Genomic DNA, 10,260 nt, shown 5'->3' on the forward strand with positions numbered 1-10,260 from the left:
CAGAATTCTGCTGTTACTGGATTTGACCGGAAACGATATTATCTCCTGTCGCGAGCGGGGACGCTCGCACTGGCAGAATTCTGCTGTTACTGGATTTGAGATGATACCGGAAACGATATTATCTCCTGTCGCGAGCGGGGACGCTCGCACTGGCAGAATTCTGCTGTCACCGGATTTGATATGATAGCGGAAAACTTATCCACTCAATCTTAATAACTAATTGCTCTTTCTAAAGCATCTTGTAACTGAAGTTCTAAAGGTCTATCCGAGCGAATTTCTAAACCAGGTAAATCATGTTTCACTAACAGTTTTTCGCCTGTTTCCGCAGTGGAACTCGGCCAGAGTACCCAACGACTACCTTCGGTAAGAGTGCTTAAACTTGCAGAGTTTTGAGTTAGCCAAATGATCGATAGTTGCGATCGACTATCGATCGCATCTTCGGCAGCATTAACCGCCGCCAAGGTTTCCAAAACTACCCGGTTCCCCGAGACAAGTCCGGTTCCGGCCGTCCAAAGTTTGACGTTTAACAGGCGCTTGCTAGCATAGAAGTAAAGAGACGCTGCTACTGTCACCGCTCGTTCAAATTCCTCTGGTTGCCACAATGCAGCGCTGTCGAGAGCAATAATAATTTCTTGGCCGCCTGCTGCAACTTCTAACTCTCTCACCCGCAGTTCTCCGTAGCGGGCGCTGGTGCGCCAGTGAATCAGGCGGGTGGGGTCTCCGTGACGGTAAGGTCTCAGGTTGCGGGTGAGGCCTTCGGTAGCGGTTTGCGATCGCAGGCGATCGTACAATTGCGGACTGTCTTCTTGACCGATGCGATCGATCAAAGGGCAAGTGCTCAACGGCAAAACCTGCGGGTAAACCACCGCCACCGCTTTTACCGGGCGGCTGCGACGGCACCAAAACAACCCTAAAGGCGCCGCCGTCCTCAAGTGCACCTCTTGCCAGCGATAGACGCCCCGCTGCCGGACTTCCACGTAGTATGTATCCCTGTATATACTTTTAGGCTCTACGATCTCGATCGGGCGGACAAGCTCTTTTCCCAATACAAACGGTAAGATGTCTACCACTTGCAACAAGGTTTTAGGTTGGCGGGCGCTATTTTCGATTTCTAGTTCCACGGTGATTTTATCGCCCGCACTCACAGGTTCGATCGGGTGGCGGCGCACTTCCAAGGAACGCAGCGATTTTGCAGGCAAAACCGCAGCTACTACCAGCAGCGCCAAACTGCCACCGCTGAGCGCGTACAGCCACCCAGACATTGTATTAGTAGCAGACCCAAAAAAGAACACCGTCATCCCCGAGAGCAGCCAACCCGCGTAGGCAGGAGTAACAGCGCGATTTTCGAGCCAGTCGGCAATTTTGTGACGGATGTTCATAGGAGTTAAAACTGTTAATTGCTCGATCGCCCATCAAGCCTAATTGTAAAATATTCTCAGCATTTGGCACCGAATTAGCAAGCGAGCGATTAGATTAGAAATCGGGAATTTTTTCAATGATACTTTGACCCCGCCCAATAACGGATACAAGATCCCGACACTCGATCGCGCACGGTCAATCCCCAAATTTTAGACCATAGTTGAAACTCCCAGATTCACGGCGCTGCGAGTCAATCTAAAATCTAAAATCTAAAATCTAAAATCGACTGACTGGAGACTAAAAAATGAACCCATTAAACAATCCTACACCCGTTAAACCCGACCCTCAAGCCCGCCGCACACCCCCGCCACCGCCGCCCTTGGCTGCAACTCCCGCGCCACCACCACCACCGGCGCCTGCTGCACACCCCCCGGCGCAACAGCAGCATCAGCAGCAACAGCAGCGGGCTGTTGAGACTCCCGTAAGTACGATCGAACAAATGGTCAGAGATGCCCATACCGCCTCGGCTTCCGACATTCACATTCGAGTCGGTCAAGTACCTCGATTTCGGATTCGGGGCGTCATGCAAGTAGCAACCAGCCACCCCAAAGTCACGCCAGAAATTTTTGAACATTACTTAGCCGAAATTCTCACCCCCGAACAGCGAAAACAGTTTGCAGCTACCAAGGAATTAGATGCAGCAATTTTTTACCCGGGCTTCGTGCGGTGTCGGCTAAACTGTTTTGATTCCCTCAGTGGTGGCGCCCTAGTATTGCGGTTGATCAGTTTAGAAATACCCACTATCGACTCCTTGAGGTTGCCAGAAGTTCTCAAAAAGGTCATTTTGCGATCGCAAGGATTAATTTTGATTACCGGGCCTACCGGTTCCGGGAAATCGACAACAGTCGCTGCGATGATCGACCACCTCAATCAGACGGAACAGAAGCACGTAGTTACAATTGAAGACCCGATCGAATTCATTCACCCTTCTAAAAAATGCTTGGTCAGCCAGCGGGAAGTCGGCTTGCACACCCACGAGTTCCAGCAGGCTTTGCGGGCAGTTTTGCGGGAAGACCCCGATGTCATCCTGATCGGGGAAATGCGCGATCGCGTTACCATCAATACAGCCTTGCAAGCAGCTCAAACTGGTCACTTAGTATTGGGAACCCTCCACACTCGCAGCGCCATCAACGCTCTTAACCGCTTGTTAAACCTCTACCCACCTGAGGAACAGCAGGCGATGCGGATTCAAATTTGCGATTCTTTAGTAGCAGTAATTGCCCAACTTTTGCTGCCAACAGTTGACAACCGCCGCGTCGCAGTTCACGATATTTTGGTGAACACGCCAGCCATGCACGATTACTTGATGAAAGGTGATGATGATGAAGCTTTCCGGTTGATGCAAAATGACACCTACGAAGGCATGAAGATTATCAACCAGGATCTTTACAAACTCGTACTTGAAGGTAGAGTGACAATCGAAGAAGCCACAAAAACTTCTCCCGAAGCCAGCGATTTAGACCGCCGCTTGCGGACAGGAGGCTACGAAGTCGGCTCGGCTCGCGACTTTGAAGGTAGCAAAAAAGAAAGGAGCGTTCGCGCCTAGCCTAATAGCAACATACATACAGGGGTAGGCACAGCAAGCCTACCCCACAAATTAATACCATTTAACGCACTTGCCATCTAGGTTGTAGGACTGCTACTTTGAGAGAGTTCAGGGAGCGCTGCGACTAATACCTTCACCATATAGTCATCGCTCATAAAAATCAATACCGGATGCGGGAAACAAGCGTGACTTTAGTCCTTCCTAGGGAAGCGGCTCGGGGGACTTCAGTCAAGAGTGTTCTTTCTTTGCTATTTCTATTAAAATATTGGGCGTTGCTTAATCATGGTATGAAAAAAATAAGTTTAAAATCCAAAACCTTTGTGGATACTGGTTTCTATGACAGACCTATTTAGCCTTTCATACCGTAAATCAGCAACGCCCCCAGTTATCGAAGGCGGCTTCCATCTGTTTGGGGTGGAGACGTTCAATCACCCGCCGAAAGCTATCTGGGCTGGGGATGCCATTGGGGAGTGCTAAGAAGGTGGAGAGCCAAGCTTGTTTGCTACTGCCATAGAGTTCCACCATGGCTTAAGAGCTTTGTCCGCCTGCAATGGTGGAGAGAATCGCAACGATCAGAATATCGGATAAAGGATGCCATTGTCCCCGTTCGACTCGCTCGATCTTCGACGGATTTAAAACAGTCTACTAATCCTTGGCTTAAGGCTGATATTTCTAAGGGAACCGCACTCCTGTGTGGGCAGCTCAACAGCGGGCAGCGGGCGCAAATCCTTGAGACATAACGGGAACCAAGAGGTGGGAATACCCAGAGAGTGTCACCTTGTGTCAGCCTCGAAGCGAGGAAATCTAACAAACCTTTAGCATTGCACCTTTAACCTCAGTATCTGGCTTATTAATCTGTATCCTGAGCTACTATTTAACGTGCGCTTACCCTGCCTACAGTTAGCTACTATTTCGCTGATTTCTGTGCCTTTTTTTCCGATTCTACAGATTGCAAAGCTTCGTCCAGAATTGCCCGAGCTTCCTCAGCTTTGCCCCTAGCTTCTCGATAGCGGACATTAGCTTGAGCGAAGTTTTTGAGAACCTTAAAACCGTCTTTCAGACGACCAATTTCCTCCGCACTCACAGGCTCATCTGTAAACAAAATATCGATCGCCTCCCGGATTTTTAGGGCTTCTTCCCGGGATTCCATCACCTTCAATTTGAGACTTGCCAAATTGCTCAAAATCTGCACTGCTTCAGTAATTGCGTCCTCGCCGTCAGACACAGCAGCATCTTCGATAACTTCAACAAACTGCTTGGGCCCAAATCCTTCTGCGAGCTCTGTAGGTAGCTTCCCTTCATCCATCAGCAGCATCAGCTTATCCATCGCTTCTTCGCGGGCTTTCGCTGAATCTTTCCCTTTGACAGTTAAAATAATTTCGGGGCTTTGAGGAAGTGTATAACGAACCATATTTTGACCACAAGTATGCGAAAACAATTGAATGATATTTTATTTTATCTTGATTCGATCGCCTGTTGCAGCTATCCATCGGCTCCCTTGCCAACCTCTTGCCAAAAGTTGACACATATACACTCAAAAAGGAACCATCGACCATGAAAGATAAAATTCTTAACTTCCTCAACTTGATTTTAGTCGCTGATGTGTTTTTCGTCTTGGCTATTTTTGGGTGGTTTGCGATCGCCGTTGCAGGGCGATCGACTGGCGTAAATCTCGGTTTCGATTTATGGTACAGTCTGTGGCAGCCCGTATTTAATCCTGCCCTCGGTATTTTGATGGGCGGTGCAATTCTCAGCGGTATCGTTAACCAAGTTTCTAAACGCCTCAATCCCAAGTAAAATTTATGTTGTATTTGAGACGGTGATTTGGGACGCTACGAAAGTTAGCTATCAAGCTTGTAGGGTGCATCAGAGATGAGCTGCTCAATTAGGTGAAGCTTGAAAATACATAAGTATGTCATTGCCAGTGAAACAAAGTGAAACGAAGCAATCACAAAGGTTATCATAGCTTTACATTCTGTTACAGAGTAAAGTTTGTTTGTAACTACTTACGTCAAAAATCAGGATTGAACGAATCGGAATCTGAAAATATCAACCATGTTCTGAGGAACAAAAGTTTGGCTTAATTATGGGAGAACAAAAACGTATCGGCATTCTCACCAGCGGGGGTGACTGTGCAGGCTTAAACGCCGTGATTAGAGCCGTTGTTTACCGCGCGACGGGAACATACAATTGGCAAGTGATGGGCATTCGTCAAGCCACCAAAGGATTGATGAGTCGCCCTCCTGAAGCAACACCCTTGAATATTGAGAAAGTAGATTCCTGGCTGACTATTGGGGGTACAATGCTAGGCACTACCAATGAGGGCAATCCTTTTGCTTTCCCGATGCCTGATGGAACTTTGCGCGATCGCTCTGATGATATTATTGAAGGCTATCATCAACTAGGTTTGGATGCCTTAATTGGGATTGGTGGCGATGGCAGTCTTGCCATTCTCCGAAAGATTGCCAACGCAGGTAATTTGAATTTAGTTGCTATTCCTAAAACTATTGATAATGATGTCGGTATTACCGAGCGTTCGATCGGTTTTGATACTGCTGTCAATATTGCCACAGAAGCACTCGATCGCTTACATTTTACAGCGGCCAGTCACAGCCGCGTGATGATTGTTGAAGTCATGGGACGCGATGCCGGACATATTGCGATTAGTGCCGGAATTGCTGGCGGTGCTGATATAATTCTGATTCCCGAAATTCCTTACAAAATTTCCGAAATCTGCGCCAAAGTTCAAGAACGCCAACAACGCGGAAAAAACTACTGTTTAATTATAGTAGCGGAGGCTGTGCGGACAGAAGCAGGCGAGTTAGTAATGCACACAAATCGCTTAGGCCAAAGTCGATTAGGTGGCATAGGTCAGTATTTAGCTGATACAATTTCTGATTGTAGCGGTGCAGAAACTCGCGTCACAGTTTTGGGACACATTCAACGCGGAGGAACGCCTTCTCCGCTAGAAAGATTAATTGCTTCGGCTTTTGGTGTCGCAGCAGTTGATTTAGTTGCCGAAAAGAAATTTGACCGCATGGTATCTTGGCAACAACGAGAAGTTGTGAGTGTTCCGCTGGAAGATGCGATCGCCAAATACAGACCTGTAGACTTCGATGGTACTCTGGTTAAAACGGCCCGCGGTTTGGGAATTTGTCTGGGAGATTAGATAATTACCTAGACTTTTTCACCAAAAAGAATGGGTTTGAAGCCCCGTCCTTATAGGACGGCTTTTCTTCCCTACGGAACATGAAAATTGCTATAATAAGTTTGAGTAAGAATAACCATCTATGCGAAGAAGTGTTTGATTAGGGAGCAACCCCCGTGTTATCTCGTCTCGATACGTCCGTAGCCTGGGTAAACAAGTAATGGTGAACACAGAGCGTACCTATCTGGCATTGTGATGGCAGGACGAAAGCAAAGGAAAAGTAAGCACGATTGCAATACTCGCAAGATGTAGTTGTTTTGAGTGTGTAGAGGCGATTTGACAGCGCCTTTAAGACTAAAGTTGTGGTTTTAAGAATCTCCGTGGCGTTGACTCCCGGAGAGTGTCAAATATCAACAGTTTGTAGTAATAACTTCACTTTTTGCTGGCTTAACTCAACAGCAAGGACTGAAGTCCTTACTACAAACTTTTTGAACTTCCGCAAAAGGTTTATGGTATAATCCGCCCGATCGCCCGATCGCCAGTTTGGATGTCGCAGAGGTACGATGGAATATAGGGAGGGAGACCAAGCCCGGTAAGGTTAAGCTTGGCGATAATACCCACAGGAAGGGAAAAATGACACTTAACTTGCGGCGACCAATTTTGATAGGCGGAATAGGACTTTCAGCAGCGCTTTGGCTGTTGGAAACTCTACAGCATTCGGGTTCAGAAATGGGAGAAACGGCACTCATCGGCTTGACGGCTGCCGGTGCGGGGTATTGGTGGTGGAAACAACAATCTCCCACACTCGAACTCGAACTCCCGCAGCCCCTGGCCAAGCGGGAAGCAGCCGAAAAAGCGATCGCGACTGCCGAAGCAGCAATTAAATTGCTCGCCTCAGAAGCTCAAAACTCGGTAAATCCGGCTCATCTAACCGCAAAGCTCGATCGACTCAAAGCCGAATTAGACAGACAAGATTTGCGGATTACCGTAACTGGCGGCAAAGCTGTCGGTAAAACTGCCTTAATTCAAGTTTTAAACTCTAATTGGGCATCCCAAGACTCACAACAGCAGATTTTCTCAGAAACAGCACCGCTGTTTGCCAATACCACAAATTCCGATGCCAAAATCGGCGGTGATTTAGTGCTGTTTGTCACGGCGGGCGACATCACGGATTCCGAGTTTCAAACATTATCTCAACTAGCGTCCGCAGGTCAGCGCGTGCTGCTAGTTTTGAACAAACTAGACCAATATTTGCCAGCGCAGCAGTCACAAATTTTGCAGCAGTTGCACCAAAGAATGCAAGGAATATTGGGGACAGAAGATATAATTGCGATCGCAGCTTCCCCTAATTCGATTAAAGTGCGGCAGCACCAAGCAGACGGCACTGTTCAAGAACGGATTGAAACTCAAGTCTCTCAACTCGAACCGCTGACAGCAAGATTGACTCAAATCGTCACTCAAGAAGGGCAACAGTTGGTCTGGGCGAGTGCTGTGCGGGAAGCTGCAACGGTTAAATTAGAAGCAAAAACTTGCTTGAATGTCGTGAGGCGCGATCGGGCAATGCCCATCATCGAACAATATCAGTATATCGCCGCCGCCGCCGTTTTTGCCAACCCAGTTGCCGCCTTAGACTTGCTAGCCACAACCGCCATCAGCACCCAACTGGTAATCGACCTCGGCGCTATCTACAAGCAAGAGTTTTCCTTAGACCAAGCTAAGACAGTAGCGGCAACTTTGGCAACCCAAATGTTCAAACTGGGATTGGTAGAAGTGTCTACCCAAACTATTACTGGACTGCTCAAAAGCAATGCCGTTACCTATGCAGCCGGAGGCGCGGTGCAGGGAATTAGTGCAGCCTATTTTACCAGAATAGCTGGACTAAGTTTGATTGAATATTTCCAAAATCAAGAACTGGAAAATGCAGCCAAAGGCATTTTCAGTCTCAATCAGTTGACGAAAACTTTGCAAGCAGTATTTCAGCAAAATCAACAAGTTTCCTTCTTGCAATCTTTCGTCAATCAAATTGCAAGTCGTCTCTCGCCTCAGACATCTGGGGCCCAGGTTGTTAATTCGGCCGCCAATTAAATACTCCTGGAAGCAGGGGCGGCGAGAAATCGAGTCTGTCTGACGATTAGGCCTAGATCCCCTAAAAAAGGGGATCTGACCTCTTAGGTACGTAGTTGCGCTTGAGCGCTCTTTCATATATATAAATAAGAGCGCTCAAGCGCAACTACGTACCTTGATTGCATGGGACAGTTGGGTAAGTCCTAAAATTTATCAAAAATTGTATTAAAATAAGAAAGAGAATGTTATATTTCTACGCTCAATTACATAGCTTAAAAAAGCCGATCGCCAATGGCTGACAATTCCCTTCAAGAAAATCGCCTATCCCTCGCCCGCGCCAGTTTGCGCCAAGCCCTCGCGCGCTACTCCTACCTGCGCCAAGGCAAAAAAAACTCGAACAACACAGAATTAGAAGCCGCCCTGCAAACTCAGTTAGATATTTTAACTTCTACCTCCGAAAAACTTGACAACAAGGTAATTAGGATTGCTACTTTCGGGCTAGTCAGTCGCGGCAAATCAGCCGTATTAAACGCGCTGTTGGGTCAAAAAATCCTGCAAACAGGCCCCCTCAACGGCGTGACTCAGTGGCCTCGTTCTGTACGTTGGAATGTGCCTTTAACCTTCCTGGAGGGCGTAGAACCCCCCCAACCCCCCCTTGGTAAGGGGGGGCAGGGGGGGGTTCAAGTAGAATTAATTGATACTCCCGGACTTGATGAAGTTGGCGGGGAAGTGCGCGGCGAGATGGCGAAACAAGTCACTCGCCAAGCTGACTTAATTCTGTTTGTGGTAGCTGGCGATATCACTCGCACTGAATATCAAGCTTTGTGCGAATTACAAACTGCTCAAAAGCCGCTAATTTTAGTTTTTAATAAAATTGACCTGTATCCAGAATTAGACCGAACAGCTATTTACCAAAGTTTGCAAGCGCTGGGAAATTCCGAACAGCTAGCAGCCGAGGCGGTAACAGATAAGGAAGATTGGGACGATTTGGACGATCGCCAAAATAACATCCCTGCTCCTAAATCTACAGCAAAACCACCCGCTAAAATTGCCAAATCCTTAGAAATAGTCATGGTAGCCGCCGAACCCGCACCGATGCAAGTGCGCGTAGAATGGTCAGATGGAAGTATCACCAACGAATGGGAATCGCCGCCTCCCCAAATAGACGAACTCAAACACACAATTTTGACAATTCTTAACAGAGAAGGGCGATCGCTCCTCGCACTTAATGCTTTAGTAGAAGCTAGAGATGCCGAAGCAAATCTTGCTCATCAAGTTCTCAAATTGCGCCAAACAGAAGCCGATGATTTAATCTGGCAATTTGCCAAATACAAAGCTTTAGCTGTCGGCTTAAATCCTGTTGCTTTCCTGGATGTCATGGGCGCAACTGTTGCAGATTTAGCCTTAATTCGCTCTTTATCCAGACTTTACTGTTTACCGATGACTGGTTACGAAGCCGGCAAACTTTGGCAAACTATTTTCTCCAGCGCAGGAGGCGTACTTTTAGGAGAATTAGGTAGCAGTTTCCTCTTGGGATTTGGGAAAAGTGCGGCCGCTGTCGCCCCACAAATCGGCTTTTCGACTTTCGCCGGAGTCGCTGTCACTCAAGCTAGTTTAGCAGCCTACGGAACCTACGCTGTCGGTCGCGCCGCCCAAGTTTATTTAGAAAGAGGCTGCACCTGGGGCCCCCTGGGACAGGATACTGTCATTCAAGAGATTCTAGCTACCATCGAGCGCAATACAATTATCGATCGCTTGCAGCAAGAATTCAAAATATGACACAAACCACAGCCATATTACGCGAACTGAAGCCGAGGGATTTTTTCCCGAGTCGTATCAAGATTTCCCCGAAATTACAGAATTGGTCAACTGATTGCTGTGTCATAAACATCGCAGTTGAGTAGGGTGCATCAGAACAAAAAAGGTACGTAGTTGCGCTTGAGCGCTCTTAACAAAGGTACGTAGTTGCGCTTGAGCGCTCTTGAAAAAGGTACGTAGTTGCGCTTGAGCGCTCTTAAAAAAGGTACGTAGTTGCGCTTGAGCGCTCTTAAAAAAGGTACGTAGTTGCGCTTGAGCGCTCTTA

General features: G+C 47.6%; 9 protein-coding genes. 6 read left to right on the forward strand and 3 right to left on the reverse strand.

The genetic code is table 11. The features are described from left to right. Window positions 1-184: hypothetical protein (locus tag JGK20_RS29375; RefSeq protein ID WP_293193663.1), on the forward strand; the 184-nt coding region annotated here is incomplete at its 5' end. Between the two features lie 25 nt (window positions 185-209). Here JGK20_RS29375 and JGK20_RS29380 read toward each other — a convergent pair. Then, complete coding sequence (locus tag JGK20_RS29380; RefSeq protein ID WP_293233117.1) at window positions 210-1,379, reverse strand: DUF58 domain-containing protein; 1,170 nt, start codon at window positions 1,377-1,379, stop codon at window positions 210-212. Window positions 1,380-1,663: 284 nt separating this feature from the next. Between JGK20_RS29380 and JGK20_RS29385 the strand changes: the two genes are divergently transcribed. After that, entirely contained in the window at window positions 1,664-2,965 is a 1,302-nt protein-coding gene (locus tag JGK20_RS29385; RefSeq protein WP_293233119.1) for a PilT/PilU family type 4a pilus ATPase, read from the forward strand. 369 nt (window positions 2,966-3,334) lie between these two features. Here the strand turns inward: JGK20_RS29385 and JGK20_RS29390 are convergent, their stop codons facing one another. After that, the gene (locus JGK20_RS29390) at window positions 3,335-3,490 is read right to left on the reverse strand and encodes a transposase family protein (protein WP_293143535.1); all 156 of its coding nucleotides are present in this window, start codon (window positions 3,488-3,490) and stop codon (window positions 3,335-3,337) included. Between the two features lie 382 nt (window positions 3,491-3,872). Next, window positions 3,873-4,376, reverse strand: coding sequence for a hypothetical protein (locus tag JGK20_RS29395; protein ID WP_293143532.1), 504 nt, complete (start codon window positions 4,374-4,376; stop codon window positions 3,873-3,875). A 143-nt stretch (window positions 4,377-4,519) separates the two neighbouring features. Here JGK20_RS29395 and JGK20_RS29400 point away from each other — a divergent pair, with 143 nt between their 5' ends. The 4 genes from JGK20_RS29400 (at window position 4,520) to JGK20_RS29415 (ending at window position 9,956) form a co-directional block, all read left to right on the forward strand. Further along, on the forward strand, window positions 4,520-4,762 hold the full coding sequence (locus JGK20_RS29400) for a hypothetical protein (protein WP_293185248.1): 243 nt from the start codon (window positions 4,520-4,522) through the stop codon (window positions 4,760-4,762). A 289-nt stretch (window positions 4,763-5,051) separates the two neighbouring features. Continuing rightward, entirely contained in the window at window positions 5,052-6,134 is a 1,083-nt protein-coding gene (locus JGK20_RS29405; RefSeq protein WP_293185247.1) for an ATP-dependent 6-phosphofructokinase, read from the forward strand. 612 nt (window positions 6,135-6,746) lie between these two features. Then, the gene (locus JGK20_RS29410; protein ID WP_293233121.1) at window positions 6,747-8,198 is read left to right on the forward strand and encodes a DUF697 domain-containing protein; all 1,452 of its coding nucleotides are present in this window, start codon (window positions 6,747-6,749) and stop codon (window positions 8,196-8,198) included. A gap of 270 nt (window positions 8,199-8,468) precedes the next feature. Then, a complete protein-coding gene (locus JGK20_RS29415; protein WP_293185243.1) occupies window positions 8,469-9,956 on the forward strand; it encodes a DUF697 domain-containing protein in 1,488 nt (495 codons plus the stop codon). Window positions 9,957-10,260 lie beyond the last annotated feature (304 nt).

Source organism: Microcoleus sp. PH2017_05_CCC_O_A (assembly GCF_020738785.1).
Classification (GTDB): domain Bacteria; phylum Cyanobacteriota; class Cyanobacteriia; order Cyanobacteriales; family Microcoleaceae; genus Microcoleus.

What these genes read in the sequence shown, in the direction of transcription:
- JGK20_RS29415 (WP_293185243.1), top strand. Translation starts at nt 8,469, where the DNA reads ATGGCTGACAATTCCCTTCAAGAAAATCGCCTATCCCTCGCCCGCGCC.
- JGK20_RS29390 (WP_293143535.1), bottom strand. Translation starts at nt 3,490, where the DNA reads ATGGTGGAACTCTATGGCAGTAGCAAACAAGCTTGGCTCTCCACCTTC.
- JGK20_RS29385 (WP_293233119.1), top strand. Translation starts at nt 1,664, where the DNA reads ATGAACCCATTAAACAATCCTACACCCGTTAAACCCGACCCTCAAGCC.
- JGK20_RS29380 (WP_293233117.1), bottom strand. Translation starts at nt 1,379, where the DNA reads ATGAACATCCGTCACAAAATTGCCGACTGGCTCGAAAATCGCGCTGTT.
- JGK20_RS29400 (WP_293185248.1), top strand. Translation starts at nt 4,520, where the DNA reads ATGAAAGATAAAATTCTTAACTTCCTCAACTTGATTTTAGTCGCTGAT.
- JGK20_RS29395 (WP_293143532.1), bottom strand. Translation starts at nt 4,376, where the DNA reads ATGGTTCGTTATACACTTCCTCAAAGCCCCGAAATTATTTTAACTGTC.
- JGK20_RS29410 (WP_293233121.1), top strand. Translation starts at nt 6,747, where the DNA reads ATGACACTTAACTTGCGGCGACCAATTTTGATAGGCGGAATAGGACTT.
- JGK20_RS29405 (WP_293185247.1), top strand. Translation starts at nt 5,052, where the DNA reads ATGGGAGAACAAAAACGTATCGGCATTCTCACCAGCGGGGGTGACTGT.